13 protein-coding genes are annotated in these 15,816 nt (G+C 61.3%); 10 read left to right on the top strand and 3 right to left on the bottom strand.

What is annotated here, in order from left to right:
* Positions 1 to 8: 8 nt before the first annotated feature.
* The 6 genes from ACTJJ6_RS14690 to kefC all read left to right on the top strand — a co-directional run bounded on the left by ACTJJ6_RS14690 (position 9) and on the right by kefC (position 9,788).
* On the top strand, positions 9 to 1,268 hold the full coding sequence (locus ACTJJ6_RS14690) for a glycosyltransferase (protein WP_143779174.1): 1,260 nt from the start codon (positions 9 to 11) through the stop codon (positions 1,266 to 1,268).
* A 263-nt stretch (positions 1,269 to 1,531) separates the two neighbouring features.
* Complete coding sequence (gene dapB, locus ACTJJ6_RS14695; protein WP_121976304.1) at positions 1,532 to 2,353, top strand: 4-hydroxy-tetrahydrodipicolinate reductase; 822 nt, start codon at positions 1,532 to 1,534, stop codon at positions 2,351 to 2,353.
* 470 nt (positions 2,354 to 2,823) lie between these two features.
* Positions 2,824 to 3,972: a glutamine-hydrolyzing carbamoyl-phosphate synthase small subunit gene (carA, locus tag ACTJJ6_RS14700; RefSeq protein WP_004932920.1), complete on the top strand. Its 1,149-nt coding sequence runs from the start codon at positions 2,824 to 2,826 to the stop codon at positions 3,970 to 3,972.
* 16 nt (positions 3,973 to 3,988) lie between these two features.
* Positions 3,989 to 7,213 carry a carbamoyl-phosphate synthase large subunit gene (carB, locus tag ACTJJ6_RS14705; protein WP_033641234.1) on the top strand — a complete coding sequence of 1,075 codons (3,225 nt, stop codon included), beginning with the start codon at positions 3,989 to 3,991 and terminating at the stop codon, positions 7,211 to 7,213.
* 171 nt (positions 7,214 to 7,384) lie between these two features.
* A complete protein-coding gene (kefF, locus tag ACTJJ6_RS14710; RefSeq protein ID WP_016929126.1) occupies positions 7,385 to 7,942 on the top strand; it encodes a glutathione-regulated potassium-efflux system oxidoreductase KefF in 558 nt (185 codons plus the stop codon).
* On the top strand, positions 7,935 to 9,788 hold the full coding sequence (kefC, locus tag ACTJJ6_RS14715) for a glutathione-regulated potassium-efflux system protein KefC (protein WP_440802723.1): 1,854 nt from the start codon (positions 7,935 to 7,937) through the stop codon (positions 9,786 to 9,788). Before kefF ends, kefC begins: the two co-directional genes overlap by 8 nt.
* Before the next feature lie 35 nt (positions 9,789 to 9,823).
* Here the strand turns inward: kefC and ACTJJ6_RS14720 are convergent, their stop codons facing one another.
* Complete coding sequence (locus ACTJJ6_RS14720; RefSeq protein WP_015376619.1) at positions 9,824 to 10,438, bottom strand: LysE family translocator; 615 nt, start codon at positions 10,436 to 10,438, stop codon at positions 9,824 to 9,826.
* A 128-nt stretch (positions 10,439 to 10,566) separates the two neighbouring features.
* Here ACTJJ6_RS14720 and ACTJJ6_RS14725 point away from each other — a divergent pair, with 128 nt between their 5' ends.
* The 4 genes from ACTJJ6_RS14725 (at position 10,567) to ACTJJ6_RS14740 (ending at position 14,529) form a co-directional block, all read left to right on the top strand.
* Positions 10,567 to 11,373, top strand: a complete 807-nt coding sequence (locus ACTJJ6_RS14725) for a threonine/serine ThrE exporter family protein (protein ID WP_016929123.1) — start codon at positions 10,567 to 10,569, stop codon at positions 11,371 to 11,373.
* Positions 11,370 to 11,834, top strand: coding sequence for a threonine/serine exporter (locus ACTJJ6_RS14730; protein ID WP_015376621.1), 465 nt, complete (start codon positions 11,370 to 11,372; stop codon positions 11,832 to 11,834). Before ACTJJ6_RS14725 ends, ACTJJ6_RS14730 begins: the two co-directional genes overlap by 4 nt.
* 143 nt (positions 11,835 to 11,977) lie before the next feature.
* The gene (gene folA / locus ACTJJ6_RS14735) at positions 11,978 to 12,460 is read left to right on the top strand and encodes a type 3 dihydrofolate reductase (protein WP_016929122.1); all 483 of its coding nucleotides are present in this window, start codon (positions 11,978 to 11,980) and stop codon (positions 12,458 to 12,460) included.
* 179 nt (positions 12,461 to 12,639) lie between these two features.
* Positions 12,640 to 14,529: a PhoX family protein gene (locus ACTJJ6_RS14740; RefSeq protein WP_440802720.1), complete on the top strand. Its 1,890-nt coding sequence runs from the start codon at positions 12,640 to 12,642 to the stop codon at positions 14,527 to 14,529.
* 48 nt (positions 14,530 to 14,577) lie between these two features.
* On the opposite strand, the gene apaH is transcribed toward ACTJJ6_RS14740, so the two are convergent.
* The gene (gene apaH, locus ACTJJ6_RS14745; protein WP_016929120.1) at positions 14,578 to 15,429 is read right to left on the bottom strand and encodes a bis(5'-nucleosyl)-tetraphosphatase (symmetrical) ApaH; all 852 of its coding nucleotides are present in this window, start codon (positions 15,427 to 15,429) and stop codon (positions 14,578 to 14,580) included.
* Positions 15,430 to 15,431: 2 nt separating this feature from the next.
* Complete coding sequence (gene apaG / locus ACTJJ6_RS14750) at positions 15,432 to 15,809, bottom strand: Co2+/Mg2+ efflux protein ApaG (RefSeq protein ID WP_016929119.1); 378 nt, start codon at positions 15,807 to 15,809, stop codon at positions 15,432 to 15,434.
* Between the last annotated feature and the right edge of the window lie 7 nt (positions 15,810 to 15,816).

Here is a 15,816-nt window from a genome sequence, read left to right on the forward strand (position 1 = left end):
GGATATTGATGGCGGCAGTCGCCACTCCGGGGCACGTTTACCCGATGTTGGCCATCGCTCGCCACCTGATTGCCCAAGGGCATCAGGTGCGGGTGATGACCGGCGCGCTGTTCCGCGAACGCGCCGAGGCGGTGGGCGCGAGCTTCGTGCCGTTCGACGCGCAGGTGGATTTCGACTATCGCCACCTGGAGGAGCATTTCCCCGAGCGCGCCGCGCTGCCGCCGGGCAACGCGCAGATGGCGCTGGCGCTGAAAGATTTCTTCGCCGCGCCGATCCCACTGTTGGATCGTCAGCTGCGTGCGGCCATCGCCGCCGAAAAGACCGATCTGCTGATGGTGGAGAACTGCTTCTACGGCGTGCTGCCGCTGTTGCAGTCCGCCGAACGGCCGCCGGTCTTCGGGATCGGCGTCACGCCGCTGTCGTATTCTTCGCGCGACGCCATTTTCTATGGCCCGCGCATCCCGCCGGCGCTGCTGCCGCGGGCGCTGACCCGTGAGCAGTTGGTGGATGAAGAAACGCGGGTGTTGCTTGATGAGGTGCAGCAAAGCTTTGATGCCGCGCTGGTGCAGGCCGGCGGGCGGCCGCTGAATCGCCCGTTCACCGACGCGCTGATCGGCGGCTGCGAGCGTTTCCTGCAGTTGGCCACCACGGCGCTGGAATATGAGCGTGACGATCTGCCGAGCGGCGTGCGCTTCGTCGGCCCGCTGCGCAGCGGCGGCCAGCCGGCGGCGGAAGAAACGCTGTGGGAGGCAGACGATGATCGGCCGCTGGTGATCGTGTCTCAGGGCACGCTGGCCAATGTCGATCTGCATCAGCTGATCGTGCCGACGCTGCAAGCGCTGGCGCATCTGCCGGTGCGGGTGTTGGCCACCACCGGCGGGCGGGCGACGGAAGGCCTGATGGACGCGCTGCCGGGCAATGCCAGAGTGCGCGAGTTCATCTCCTTCGAACGCTGGCTGCCGGAGACGGCGCTGCTGATCACCAATGGCGGTTACGGTTCGATCAACTATGCGCTGAACAGCGGCGTGCCGCTGATCGTCGCTGGCACGGGCGAAGACAAGCTGGAGGCGGCCGCGCGCGTGGTCGCCGCCGGCTGCGGCATCAGCCTGCACACCAGCACGCCGAGCCCTGAACAGATCCTGGCGGCGGCGACGCGCATTCTGCAGCAGCCGATCTATCGACAACGCGCAGCGCTGGTGCGTGAGGACTATGCCCGCCACGATGCGCTGACGGCGATCGCCAACGAAGTGGCCGCCATTACCGCCTGACCACGCTGTGATCCTTTCCCCAGGCGCCGTTTTCGGCGCCTTTTTTCTGCATTTTTTTGCCATGGAAACTGCATGATTATGTACAATCGTCGCAGGCCGCCAAATCGGTTGAATGTTAATCTCACGACAGCGCCGCTGATGAAAGCGGGGGAATATCATAATTTTCTAATTATGAAATGAATCCTCTGGCGGCGCTGCAGCGGGGCAGTTACCCTGAATCGATAGCCTAATGGGATAGGCGTCAAATCAAGAAGAGAGCAAGCATGAGTGATTCACAAATCCGCATTGCGATTGCGGGCGCCGGCGGCCGGATGGGCCGTCAGTTGATCCAGGCGGTGCAGCAGGCGGAAGGCGTGGTGTTGGGCGCGGCGCTGTCGCGCCCGGGTTCAAGCCTGATCGGCGTCGACGCCGGCGAGTTGGCGGGCATTGGCGCGCTGGGCGTCAAGGTAAGCGACAGCCTGGAGAAAGTGGCGAGCGAGTTCGACATTTTGATCGACTTCACCCGCCCGGAAAGCACGCGGAACTACCTGGATTTTTGCGTGGCGCACCACAAGGCGATGGTGATTGGCACCACCGGCTTCGATGACGCCGGCAAGCAGGCGATCCGCGCTGCGGCGCAGCATATCGGCATCGTGTTCGCCGCCAACTTCAGCGTCGGCGTCAACCTGGTGCTGAAACTGCTGGAGAAGGCCGCGCAGGTGATGGGCGACTATACCGATATAGAAATCGTCGAGGCGCATCACCGCCACAAAGTGGATGCGCCGTCGGGCACGGCGTTGGCGATGGGCGAAGCGATCGCCGGCGCGCTGGGGCGCGATCTGAAAAGCTGTGCGGTCTATGCGCGCGAAGGCCATACTGGCGAACGCGATCCCCAAAGCATCGGCTTTGCCACCATTCGCGCCGGCGACATCGTCGGCGAGCACACCGCAATGTTCGCCGACATCGGTGAACGGGTGGAAATTACCCATAAGGCTTCCAGCCGCATGACTTTTGCCAGCGGCGCGGTACGCGCGGCGACCTGGCTGCATAACCGGGATAAAGGTTTGTTTGATATGCGAGATGTATTGAATTTGGACCAGTTATAATTGATTTGCATACCATCGTGATGTGGTTGTATTGATCATAATGCTATGATAATCGGGCAATAATTTTATTGTCCTTTTTTTTAACATGATAAATATCATGTTGGATTTGTTTTATTGTCAAAGATGTTATTTATCTATATTTACTTTGCTAATCATCTCCTTTTTTTCCACTCTCGGCTTTTTTAGCGTCTTTTTTGTTCCATTCCGGCGCCGTTTTCCGTCATTCTTCCCCGCAACCGTTTTCCAGCCCCGGTTTTCTGTGTTTTTATCGGCGCTCAAGCCGCATGCGCGCCGAGAACTGCAAAAATAAAACAAAAAACGGCAGTTTGGGTAGACAAGCCAGGCACTCATCATTAAAATGCGCCCAATTTGCCAAAAATTGGCCTCGCGGACGGTTTTTGCATTGATTTAGATCGCGATATCTGAATTAATATGCAAATATTGTGATTGATTATTCCTTGGAGGGTGTTTTGATAAAGTCAGCGCTATTGGTTCTGGAAGACGGAACCCAATTCCACGGTCGGGCCATCGGGGCAGAGGGAACGGCAGTGGGGGAAGTGGTCTTCAATACGTCGATGACCGGTTATCAAGAAATCCTCACTGATCCTTCCTATTCCCGCCAGATCGTTACTCTTACTTATCCTCATATCGGCAATGTCGGCACCAATGCTTCCGACGAAGAATCCTCCGCAGTACACGCCCAAGGCCTCGTCATTCGCGACCTCCCGCTGATCGCCAGCAACTACCGCAACGAAGAAAGCCTGTCCGACTACCTCAAGCGTCACAACATCGTGGCGATCGCCGATATCGATACCCGCAAATTGACCCGCCTGCTGCGCGAGAAGGGCGCCCAGAACGGCTGCATCATCGCCGCCGATTCGCCGGACGCCGCGCTGGCCCTGGCCAAGGCGCAAGGTTTCCCGGGGTTGAAGGGCATGGATCTGGCGAAAGAGGTCACCACCCAAGAGGCCTACAGCTGGCAGCAAGGCAGCTGGACGCTTGAAGGCGACCTGCCCGAAGCCAAAACCGCCGCGGAACTGCCGTTCCACGTGGTGGCTTACGACTACGGCGCCAAGCGCAACATCCTGCGCATGCTGGTGGATCGCGGCTGCCGCCTGACCGTGGTGCCGGCGCAGACCCCGGCCGACGAGGTGCTGAAAATGAATCCGGACGGCATCTTCCTGTCCAACGGCCCGGGCGATCCGGAGCCGTGCGACTACGCCATCACCGCCATCAAACAGTTCCTGGAAACCGACATTCCGGTGTTCGGCATCTGCCTGGGCCACCAGCTGCTGGCGCTGGCCAGCGGGGCGAAAACCATGAAGATGAAGCTCGGCCACCACGGCGGCAACCACCCGGTGAAGGATCTGGACAACAACACCGTGATGATCACCGCGCAGAACCACGGCTTTGCGGTAGATGAGAACAATCTGCCGGCGAACCTGCGCGTGACGCACAAATCGCTGTTCGACCATACGGTGCAGGGCATTCACCGCACCGACAAGGCGGCGTTCAGCTTCCAGGGCCACCCGGAAGCCAGCCCAGGCCCGCACGACGCTGCGCCGCTGTTCGATCACTTTATCGAACTGATTGAGACTTACCGTTCTAACGCCAAATAATCAGGAGCAGTAAAAAATGCCAAAACGTACAGACATAAAAAGCATCCTGATCCTCGGCGCGGGTCCGATCGTTATCGGCCAGGCGTGTGAGTTCGACTACTCGGGCGCCCAGGCGTGTAAAGCGCTGCGCGAAGAGGGTTACCGCGTCATTCTGGTCAACTCCAACCCGGCGACCATCATGACCGACCCGGAGATGGCCGACGCGACCTACATTGAGCCGATCCACTGGGAAGTGGTGCGTAAGATCATCGAAAAAGAGCGCCCGGATGCGGTGCTGCCGACCATGGGCGGCCAGACGGCGCTGAACTGCGCGCTGGAGCTGGAGCGCCAGGGCGTGCTGGCCGAGTTCGGCGTTACCATGATCGGCGCCACCGCCGATGCGATTGACAAGGCCGAAGACCGTCGCCGTTTCGATGTGGCGATGAAGAAAATCGGTCTGGATACCGCGCGTTCCGGCATCGCGCACACCATGGAAGAAGCGCTGGCGGTAGCCGCTGACGTCGGCTTCCCGTGCATCATCCGCCCTTCCTTTACCATGGGCGGCACCGGCGGCGGCATCGCCTACAACCGCGAAGAGTTCGAAGAGATCTGCGAACGCGGCCTGGACCTGTCGCCGACCAACGAGCTGCTGATCGATGAATCGCTGATCGGTTGGAAAGAATACGAGATGGAAGTGGTGCGTGATAAGAACGACAACTGCATCATCGTCTGCTCCATCGAAAACTTCGACGCCATGGGCATCCACACCGGCGACTCGATCACCGTCGCGCCGGCCCAGACCCTGACCGACAAGGAATACCAAATCATGCGCAACGCCTCGATGGCGGTGCTGCGTGAGATCGGCGTCGAAACCGGCGGCTCCAACGTGCAGTTCTCGGTCAACCCGAAAACCGGCCGCCTGATCGTTATCGAAATGAACCCGCGCGTGTCGCGCTCTTCGGCGCTGGCGTCGAAAGCCACCGGCTTCCCAATTGCCAAGATCGCCGCCAAGCTGGCGGTGGGCTATACCCTCGATGAGTTGATGAACGACATCACCGGCGGCCGCACCCCGGCGTCGTTCGAACCGTCCATCGACTATGTCGTAACCAAGATCCCGCGCTTCAACTTCGAGAAGTTCTCCGGCGCCAACGATCGCCTGACCACCCAGATGAAGTCGGTCGGCGAAGTGATGGCCATCGGCCGCACCCAGCAGGAATCGTTGCAAAAAGCGCTGCGCGGGCTGGAAGTGGGCGCGACCGGCTTCGATCCGAAAGTGAGCCTGGACGATCCGGAAGCGCTGACCAAAATCCGCCGCGAGCTGAAAGACGCCGGTTCCGACCGCATTTGGTACATCGCCGACGCCTTCCGCGCCGGTTTGTCGGTTGACGGCGTTTTCAACCTGACCAACGTCGACCGTTGGTTCCTGGTGCAGATTGAAGAGCTGGTGCGCCTGGAAGAGCAGGTGGCCGAGGCGGGCATCAACGGCCTGAACAAAGACTTCCTGCGTACTCTGAAGCGCAAAGGCTTCGCCGATGCGCGTCTGGCCAAGCTGGCCGGCGTCGCCGAGAGCGAAATTCGCAAGCTGCGCCACAGCTACGGTTTGCACCCGGTGTACAAGCGCGTGGATACCTGCGCGGCGGAATTCGCCACCGACACCGCCTATATGTACTCCACCTATGAAGAAGAGTGCGAGTCCAACCCGACCAACGACCGGCCGAAAGTGATGGTGCTGGGCGGCGGGCCGAACCGTATCGGCCAGGGCATCGAGTTTGACTACTGCTGCGTGCACGCTTCGCTGGCGCTGCGTGAAGACGGCTACGAGACCATCATGGTCAACTGTAACCCGGAAACCGTCTCCACCGACTACGACACCTCAGACCGCCTGTACTTTGAGCCGGTAACGCTGGAAGACGTGCTGGAAATCGTGCGCATCGAGAAGCCGAAAGGCGTGATCGTGCAGTATGGTGGCCAGACTCCGCTGAAGCTGGCGCGCGAGCTGGAAGCCGCAGGCGTGCCGGTTATCGGCACCAGTCCGGACGCCATCGACCGCGCCGAAGACCGCGAGCGCTTCCAGCAGGCGGTCAACCGTCTGGGCCTGAAGCAACCGGCCAACGCCACCGTGACCGCCATCGAACAGGCGGTGGAGAAGGCGGCGGCCATCGGCTATCCGCTGGTGGTGCGTCCTTCCTACGTGCTGGGCGGCCGGGCGATGGAAATCGTTTACGACGAAACCGACCTGCGCCGCTACTTCCAGACTGCGGTCAGCGTATCCAACGATGCGCCGGTGCTGCTGGATCGCTTCCTGGACGACGCAGTGGAAGTGGACGTCGATGCCATTTGCGACGGCGAACGCGTGCTGATTGGCGGCATCATGGAGCACATCGAGCAGGCGGGCGTGCACTCCGGCGACTCCGCGTGTTCGCTGCCGGCGTACACCCTGAGCCAGGAAATTCAGGACGTGATGCGTCGTCAGGTGGAAAAACTGGCGTTCGAGCTGCAGGTGCGCGGCCTGATGAACGTGCAGTTCGCGGTGAAGGACAACGAAGTCTACCTGATTGAAGTCAACCCGCGCGCCGCGCGCACCGTGCCGTTCGTCTCCAAAGCGACCGGCGTGCCGCTGGCCAAAGTGGCCGCGCGCGTGATGGCCGGCAAAACGCTGGTTGAACAGGGCGTGACCGAAGAGATCATCCCGCCGTACTACTCGGTGAAAGAAGTGGTGCTGCCGTTCAACAAATTCCCGGGCGTCGACCCGATTTTGGGGCCGGAAATGCGCTCTACCGGGGAAGTGATGGGCGTGGGCCGCACCTTCGCGGAAGCCTTCTCCAAAGCGATGTTGGGCAGTAACTCGGGCATGAAGAAACAGGGCCGCGCGCTGCTGTCGGTGCGCGAAGGCGACAAGGCTCGCGTGGTCGATTTGGCCGCCAGCCTGCTGAAGCAGGGCTTCGAGCTGGACGCTACCCACGGCACCGCGGTGGTGCTGGGTGAAGCGGGCATCAACCCGCGCCTGGTCAACAAGGTGCACGAAGGGCGTCCGCACATTCAGGACCGTATCAAGAACGGCGAGTACACTTACATCGTCAACACCACGGCAGGCCGTCAGGCGATTGAGGACTCCAAGCTGATTCGCCGCAGCGCCCTGCAGTACAAGGTGCACTACGACACCACGCTGAACGGCGGCTTCGCCACCGCGATGGCGCTGAAAGCGGATCCGACCGAACAGGTGACGTCGGTGCAGGAAATGCACGCGCGCATCGGCAAGTAACCGCGCGATAACGCAACGTAAGGGGCGCTGCAGATGCAGCGCCCTTTTTTATTCAGCGAATTTGTCGGCTGGCGTTAAAAATTTCCGCTATCAATCAGTGGGCAAACTGTCACTCTGTGTGATTGGTATATGCTTGGTGTATTGGCAAGGAACGAAGGAACGACGATAACAATGATTCTGATAATTTATGCTCACCCGTATCCCCGGCATTCGCATGCCAATCACCGCCTGCTGCAGGCGGTGAGGGATCTCCCCGAGGTGGAGGTGCGCTCGCTGTATGAGCTGTACCCCGATTTCAATATCGACATCAACGCCGAGCAGCGGGCGGTGGAACGCGCCGACCTGGTGGTGCTGCAACATCCGATGCAGTGGTACAGCTTCCCGCCGTTGTTGAAACTGTGGATCGACAAAGTGCTGGAGCACGGCTGGGCCTACGGCCACGACGGCAATGCGCTGGTGGGTAAAGACTGCCTGTGGGCGGTGACCAGCGGCGGCGACGAGCACCACTTCGAGCTGGGCGATTTCCCCAACTTCGCCGCGCTGGCGCAGCCGCTGCAGGCCACGGCGATCTATTGCGGCATGACCTGGCTGCCTTATTTCGCCGTGCACAATACCTTTACCTGCAACGAGCCGGCGCTGCTCGCCGCCGGCGAAGCCTACCGCCAGCGGCTGGTCGACTATCTGATGGAACATGCCGAAGCGGAAACCCGGGAGGCCAGCCATGGATAATCACCACATGATGATCGAGGGGCTGATCTATCTCGGCTCCGCGGCGCTGTTTGTGCCGATCGCGGTGCGCCTGGGACTGGGCTCGGTGCTCGGTTACCTGATCGCCGGCTGTATCATTGGCCCCTGGGGGCTGAAGCTGGTGTCCGACGCCGAGTCGATCCTGACCTTCGCCGAGATCGGCGTGGTGCTGATGTTGTTTATCATCGGCCTGGAGCTGGATCCCAAACGGCTGTGGACGCTGCGCGCCTCGGTGTTCGGCGGCGGCAGCATTCAGATGGTGGGCTGCGGCCTGGCGCTGAGCGCCTTCTGTTACTTCCTCGGCCTTAACTGGAAGGTGGCGTTGCTGATTGGCCTGACGCTGGCGCTCTCATCCACCGCCATCGCCATGCAGGCGATGAGCGAACGCAATCTGACGCCGTCGCCGATCGGCCGCAGCGCGTTTGCGGTGCTGCTGTTCCAGGATATCGCGGCGATCCCGCTGGTGGCGATGATCCCGCTGTTGGCCAGCAGTGGCGCCACCACCACGCTGGGCGCTTTCATGCTGTCGGCGGCCAAGGTGGTGGGCGCGTTGACGATGGTGGTGTTGCTCGGCCGCTACGTCACCCGTCCGCTGCTGCACTTCGTCGCCCGTTCGGGCATGCGCGAAGTGTTCAGCGCCGTGGCGTTGTTCCTGGTGTTCGGCTTCGGCATCCTGCTGGAGATGGCCGGGCTGTCGATGGCGATGGGGGCGTTCCTCGCCGGGGTGCTGTTGGCGAGCTCTGAATACCGCCACGCGCTGGAGAGCGATATTCAGCCGTTCAAGGGACTGCTGCTGGGGCTGTTCTTCATCGGCGTCGGCATGTCGATCGACTTCGGCACGCTGTTCCATCATCCGTTGCTGATCGCCTCGCTGCTGCTGGGCTTTATGCTGATCAAGGCGGCGTTGCTGTGGCTGATTGGGCCGCTGCTCGGCGTGCCGAAGCGCCAGCGCGGCCTGTTCGCCATTCTGCTGGGGCAGGGCAGTGAGTTCGCCTTCGTGATCTTCAGCGCCGCGCAGCTGGCCGGCGTCTTGCCGGTTGAATGGGCCAAGTCGCTGACGCTGGCGGTGGCGCTGTCGATGGCGGCCACCCCGCTGCTGTTGGTGATCGCCGCGCAGCTGGAGAAAAATGCGCCGAAAGAGGATCGCCCGGCTGACGTCATTGATGACGAGAACGCCAGCGTGATCATCGCCGGCTTCGGCCGTTTCGGCCAGATCGCCGGTCGTTTACTGTTGGCCAACGGCGTGCACACCGTGGTACTGGATCACGATCCGGACCATATCGAAACGCTGCGCAAATTCGATACCAAGGTGTTCTATGGCGACGCCACGCGCGCCGATCTGCTGGAGGCCGCCGGCGCCGCTCACGCCAAGGTGCTGATCAACGCCATCGACGACGTGGAGGACAGCCTGGCGTTAACCGAGCTGGCCAGGCAGCACTTCCCGCATCTTAAGGTGGTGGCGCGGGCGCGCGACGTCGATCACTGGTATCAGTTGCGGCAGCTGGGGGTGGAAAAACCGGAGCGCGAAACCTTCGAAAGCTCGCTGCGCGTTGGCCGTGAAACGCTGGAGTTGCTGGGGCTGGACGCCTATGAGGCGCGCGAGAAAGCGGACACGTTCCGTCGCTATAACCTGAAGATGCTGGAAGATACGCTGGATAATTACCAGGATACTGAATTCCGTATCGCCAGCCTGCAGCGGGCCAAGGAGATGCTCAGCGCGGCCATCGAGCAGGATCAGAATCGGCTGGCGCGGGTGCAGCAGACCGGTTGGCGCGGCAGTATCGACGGCAAGGCGCCGGAGGAGGAAGTGGTGGAAGCCAAAGGATAAGGGGAGGGGCGCCGTGATGGCGCCCCTTTTTTTGCTTAGCTCAGCGCGACCTTGATGCCTAAGGCGATCAACATGCCGCCCAGCAATTTGTCGACGATCTTCTGCGTCTTTTCCAGCCCGCGGCGCACCGGCCCGCTCTGGATCAAAAATACCAGCAGCGGCCACCAGATGACCGACAGGCCGAGAATAATCCCCGCGTACCACAGCTTGTCACCCAGACCGGAATCGATCTGCAGCACCTGGGTGAAGACCGCCAGGAAGAACAGGGTGGCTTTCGGATTCAGCAGGTTGCACAGGTAGCCTTGCGCAAAGGCGCTCTTCAGGCTGACCTGCTGCTGCGGCAGATTGCTGACGTTCATTTTGCCGCCGCCGCGCGACAGCAGCGCCTGGATGCCGATCCACACCAGATAGACTGCCCCGGCGTATTTCAGCAGGTTGAACAGCCACGGCGTGGTGGTGATCACCACCGCCAGCCCGGCGACGCAATAGGACATGTGGGTGGCGACGCCGCAGATCACGCCGAAGGCGGTCATCATGGCGGCCAGCCGCGGGTAGCGGGCGGCGTTTTTGATCACCAGGAAAAAATCCGGGCCGGGGGAGAGCATGCCGAGGGCGGCAATGCCGGCGACGAACAACGAAGTTTCAAGCATGGGAGACGTCTCGCGCAAAAGGCAGCAATCTGGCGATAATAACGCCGCTTCTTCTGATGCGCATCAACCCAATGAGGTATTGTTAGGCTCTATGATAATAATTCATCTCCCGCCAGCGACGGAGCACCATGCAGCAGACGACCACTACCGCCACAGACAGGCCGGAACCGCACCGGCAACAACGCGAAATCACTCGACTGTGCATTCAATGCGCGCTGCTGCTGTTGCAGCACGGCGCCGAGAGCACGGTGGTGGAACAGCTGTCGACCCGCCTGGGGCTGGCGCTGGGGATGGACAGCGTGGAAAGCTCGATCTCCGCCAATGCGGTGGTGTTGACCACTCTTAGCCATGGCGCCTGCCTGACCACCACCCGCAAGAACGTCGATCGCGGCATCAATATGCAGGTGGTGACCGAAGTGCAGCATATCGTGATCCTCGCCGAGCATCGCCTCGCGGATGCGCACGACGTGGCGCGCCGCTTTGAAAGGATTCGGCCGCTGCGCTACCCGCGCTGGCTGGTGGTATTGATGGTAGGGCTGTCCTGCGGGTGCTTCAGCATGCTCAACGGCGGCGGCGGCGACGCCTTCCTGGTGACCTTTATCGCCAGCGGCGCGGCGATGCTGGTGCGCCAGATCCTCACCGCCCGCCAGATGAATCCGCTGATCAATTTTTGCCTGACGGCATTTGTCGCGACGTCGATCTCCGGGCTGCTGCTGCGCCTGCCGGCGTTTAAAGACACCTCGAGCGTGGCGATGGCCGCCAGCGTGTTGCTGCTGGTGCCGGGCTTCCCGCTGATCAACGCGGTGGCCGACATGTTCAAGGGGCACGTCAATACCGGACTGGCGCGCTGGGCGATGGCCAGCCTGCTGACGCTGGCGACCTGTATCGGCGTGGTGATGGCGATGTCGCTGTGGGATCTGCGGGGGTGGTCATGAATCTGCTGTGGGCATTGTTGCAGGAGATGCTGTTGGCGGCGGTGCCGGCGCTGGGCTTCGCCATGGTGTTTAACGTGCCGTTGCGCGCGCTGCGCTATTGCGCATTGCTCGGGGCTATCGGGCGCGGTTCGCGCATGCTGATGATGCATGCCGGCATGAACATTGAGTGGGCCTCGCTGTTGGCGGCGATCCTGATTGGCATCATCGGCATCTACTGGTCGCGCTGGCTGTTGGCGCATCCGAAGGTGTTCACCGTGGCGGCGGTGATCCCGATGTTCCCCGGCATTTCCGCCTATACCGCGATGATCACGGTGGTGGAGATCTCGCATCTGGGCTATAGCGAAGCCCTGATGGAGACCATGATCACCAACTTCCTCAAGGCCAGTTTCATCGTCGGCGCGTTGTCGATCGGCCTGTCGTTACCGGGCCTGTGGCTGTACCGCAAACGCCCCGGCGTGTGAAATCGCCCGGCGGGCGATCGTTGGTTATTAGATATACTGATAAGAGCTATCTTATATATTCATCTTGCTTGATTAGCCTATCGACGGCACTCAGGCCTTTACGTATAGTGTCACCAATTTTGCTGCCTACACAGGGTTAAACAATGATTATCAGCCTGATCGCTGCCTTGGCGGCGGATCGCGTTATTGGCATGGAAAACGCCATGCCGTGGCACCTGCCGGCGGACCTTGCGTGGTTTAAACGCAATACGTTGAATAAGCCGGTTATTATGGGCCGCAAGACCTTCGAGTCCATCGGCCGCCCGCTGCCGGGCCGCCACAATATCGTTTTGAGCAGCCGCCCGGGCAGCGAAGCCGGGGTGACCTGGGTAACCTCGCTGGATGAGGCGCTGGCCGCCGCGGGCGACGTGGAGGAAGTGATGGTGATCGGCGGTGGGCGCATCTATACCCAGCTGCTGCCGCGCGCCGACCGTCTGTACCTGACGCACATCGACGCCGAAGTCGGCGGCGATACCCACTTCCCGGATTACGAGCCGGACGAGTGGGAAACCACGTTCAGCGAATTCCACGACGCCGACAATCTGAACTCGCACAGCTACTGCTTCGAAATCCTGCAGCGCCGCTGATTTCAGCCCGTTAGCCAACTCTCCCGGGGGCGCAAGCAATTGCGCCCCCGGCCTTTTTGCGCCGGTCATTTGTAACCTTTCCGTCACATTACCTGATTAGTATGAAGCCCAACTCCGAGCGCCACGGCAACTCTGGTGAATCTTGACCGCGGCGCCATAACTAAAAAGGTAACCACGTTATGACCAAGCAAATTGAGCAATTAGACGCCGACCGCCTGATCGATCCCACTCGCCGCAAGCTGCTGCTTGGCAGCGCCGGCGCCGTCGGCCTGGCCGGCTTTCTCGGCGGCGGCATCTGGTCGGTTTCCGCCGAGGCGTTGGCCGAGGATCTGCCGCCGAACACGCTGCTGGGCTTTCAGGGCATCGCCGCATCTACCGCCGACGAGGTGACCATCGCGCCGGGCTACCGCGCGGAGGTGCTGATCTCCTGGGGTGAGCCGCTGGTGGACGGCGCGCCGGCCTTCGATACGCAGGGCAACAACAGCGCCGCCGATCAGGAAAAACAGTTTGGCGATAACAATGACGGTATGAGCTTCTTCCCTATCGATGACAATCACGGCGTGATGGCCATCAATAACGAATACGTCAACGAACAGTATCTGTTCGCCCACGGCGGCGCCAAAGCCACCAGCCTGGAAGAGGTGCGCAAGTCGCAGGCGGCGCACGGCGTCTCCATTGTCGCGGTCAAGCGGGTCGGCGACGGCCAGCGCTGGGAGGTGGAACGTCCATCGCGCTATAACCGCCGCATCACCGCCAACAGCGAAATGCAGTTCAGCGGCCCGGCCGCCGGGCACCCGCTGCTGCAGACCGCCGCCGATCCGAGCGGCCGCAAGGTGCTGGGCACCTTCGGCAACTGCGCCAACGGCAAGACGCCGTGGGGGACCTATCTGACCTGCGAGGAAAACTTCGACACCTATTTCGGCACCCGTCAGGCCGATTATCGAACCACGCCGGAACAAAAGCGCTACACGCTGAAGGTCAGTGAACCGGAGCGCAACTGGCCGGACTATGACGAGCGCTTCGATGTGGCGAAGAATCCCAACGAATTCAACCGTCACGGCTGGATCGTCGAGATCGATCCGCTGAATCCGAGCTCGACGCCCATCAAGCACACCGCGCTCGGCCGCTTCAAGCATGAAAACGCGGCGGTGACCGTGGCCAAAGACGGCCGTCTGGTGGTGTACATGGGCGACGACGAGCGCGGCGAACATATCTATAAGTACGTTTCCAAAGGCGTGGTCGACGCCGCCAATCCGGCCAACAATCGCACGCTGCTGGACGAGGGAACGCTGTACGTGGCGCAGTTCGACGGCGATGAGGCCGGCACGCCGCTGAAGGGCAAAGGACGCTGGATTGCGCTTGAGTTTGGCAAGAATGGCCTGACGCCGGAGAACGGTTTCCGCGACGAGGCCGAAGTGCTGATCTTCGCCCGCAAGGCGGCGCAGCAGGTCGGTGCCACCAAAATGGATCGCCCGGAGTGGATCGCGGTGAACCCGCATGACGGTCGCGCATACTGTACGCTGACCAACAACAGCAAGCGCGGTGAGGAAGGGATGCCGCTGAACGCCGCCAACCCGCGACCAAACAATATCTATGGCCAGATCATTCGCTGGGACGAAGGCGGCGACGCCACCGCCGACGTCTTCGCCTGGGATATCTATGCGCTGTGCGGCAACCCGATCGCCCACCCCGAGGGCGTCAACCGCGGCACGCCGAATATCACGGCGGAAAATACCTTCAACAGCCCGGACGGGCTGGGCTTTGATCGCGCCGGCCGCCTGTGGATCCTCACCGACGGCAAGTACAGCAACAAGGGCGATTATGTCGGGCAGGGCAACAACCAGATGTTGGTGGGCGATCCGATCAGCGGCGAGATCCGCCGTTTCATGGTGGGACCGAAGTCCTGCGAATTGACCGGCATCACTTTCACTCCGGACTACAAGACGATGTTCGTCAACGTACAACATCCGGGAGAAGAGGGCGATTCGCACTTCCCGAACAACAGCCCGCGCCCGCGTTCATCGGTATTGATGATCACGCGTGAAGATGGCGGGGTGATTGGGGCGTAAGGCGACTATATAGAAAACAAAGGCGGCCACCGGGCCGCCTTTGTATTTTCAGGATGCGGCTAATCTGCCGGCGTGGTCAGACGCCTCGCCCCGATTGGCGGGCTGCGTGAAGTAACGGCGGTCTTCCCAGCGCAGCATCGTCAAGTCACCGCCCCAGCAACAGCCGGTATCCAGCCCGATCACGCCTTCCGGCGTGCCCTTGCCTTCGAGCGAGGCCCAGTGGCCGAAGATGATGGTGTATTCGGGGTCGACCAGGCGCGGCAGTTCGAACCACGGCTTCAGCGGCGCCGGCGCGCTGCCCGGCGCATCTTTGCAGATCATGTCGAGTTGGCCGTTGGGGAAGCAGTAGCGCATGCGCGTCAGCGCATTGGTGCTGAAACGCAGGCGCGCCAGGCCGCTCAGCTCCGGCGCCCAGTTGTTCGGCATGTCGCCGTACATGGCGTCGAGGAACAGCGGGTAGCTGTCGCTGCTCAATACCGCTTCCACTTCGCGCGCGCACATTTTCGCGGTGTCGATATCCCACTGCGGAGTGATGCCGGCGTGCGCCATCACCAGCTTTTGCTCATCGTCCACCTGCAGCACCGGTTGGCGGCGCAGCCAGTTGATCAGCTCGTCGGCGTCAGGCGCCTCCAGCAGCGGGGTGATGCGATCTTTGGGTTTGTTGCGGCTGATGCCGGCGTAAACCGCCAGCAGGTGCAGATCGTGGTTGCCTAGCACCATGCGCACTGCCGGGCCGAGCGAGCGCACGTAGCGCAGCACGTCCAGCGAGGCGGGGCCGCGCGCCACCAGATCGCCGGTCAGCCACAGTTGATCGCGCTCGGGATCGAACGCAGCCTGAGCCAGCAGCGACTTCAGTTCATCGAAACAGCCGTGAACGTCGCCGATAAGGTATGTCGACATAATTAATGGATCAGCGTTGGAATGGCTAAGCGAAACACGGGAATAGCGGTGCGGAACGGCTGACCCTGATGGTCAACCATTTCGTAATGGCCTTCCATGGTGCCCAGCGGCGTTTCCAGAATGGCGCCGCTGGTGTACTGAAACTCTCCGCCGGGCGGAATGACGGGCTGTTCGCCGATCACGCCTTCGCCCTGGACTTCGGTTTGGCGGCCGTTGCTGTTGGTGATCAGCCAGTAACGGCCCAGCAGTTGCACGTCGGTCCGCCCCAGATTACGGATGGTGATGGTATAGGCGAAGACGTAACGCTCTTCTTCAGGGATCGACTGTGATTCCACATAGATGCTCTGAACCTGAATACACACGCGGGGCGAATCAATCATGACAACA

The organism is Serratia sp. 22278, from assembly GCF_052045405.1.
Lineage (GTDB): Bacteria > Pseudomonadota > Gammaproteobacteria > Enterobacterales > Enterobacteriaceae > Serratia > Serratia marcescens.

Bases quoted from the DNA above. Each gene is read 5' to 3' on its own strand.
- ACTJJ6_RS14690 (WP_143779174.1), top strand. From the start codon at position 9: ATGGCGGCAGTCGCCACTCCGGGGCACGTTTACCCGATGTTGGCCATC.
- dapB (WP_121976304.1), top strand. From the start codon at position 1,532: ATGAGTGATTCACAAATCCGCATTGCGATTGCGGGCGCCGGCGGCCGG.
- carB (WP_033641234.1), top strand. From the start codon at position 3,989: ATGCCAAAACGTACAGACATAAAAAGCATCCTGATCCTCGGCGCGGGT.
- kefF (WP_016929126.1), top strand. From the start codon at position 7,385: ATGATTCTGATAATTTATGCTCACCCGTATCCCCGGCATTCGCATGCC.
- kefC (WP_440802723.1), top strand. From the start codon at position 7,935: ATGGATAATCACCACATGATGATCGAGGGGCTGATCTATCTCGGCTCC.
- ACTJJ6_RS14720 (WP_015376619.1), bottom strand. From the start codon at position 10,438: ATGCTTGAAACTTCGTTGTTCGTCGCCGGCATTGCCGCCCTCGGCATG.
- ACTJJ6_RS14725 (WP_016929123.1), top strand. From the start codon at position 10,567: ATGCAGCAGACGACCACTACCGCCACAGACAGGCCGGAACCGCACCGG.
- ACTJJ6_RS14730 (WP_015376621.1), top strand. From the start codon at position 11,370: ATGAATCTGCTGTGGGCATTGTTGCAGGAGATGCTGTTGGCGGCGGTG.
- folA (WP_016929122.1), top strand. From the start codon at position 11,978: ATGATTATCAGCCTGATCGCTGCCTTGGCGGCGGATCGCGTTATTGGC.
- ACTJJ6_RS14740 (WP_440802720.1), top strand. From the start codon at position 12,640: ATGACCAAGCAAATTGAGCAATTAGACGCCGACCGCCTGATCGATCCC.
- apaH (WP_016929120.1), bottom strand. From the start codon at position 15,429: ATGTCGACATACCTTATCGGCGACGTTCACGGCTGTTTCGATGAACTG.
- apaG (WP_016929119.1), bottom strand. From the start codon at position 15,809: ATGATTGATTCGCCCCGCGTGTGTATTCAGGTTCAGAGCATCTATGTG.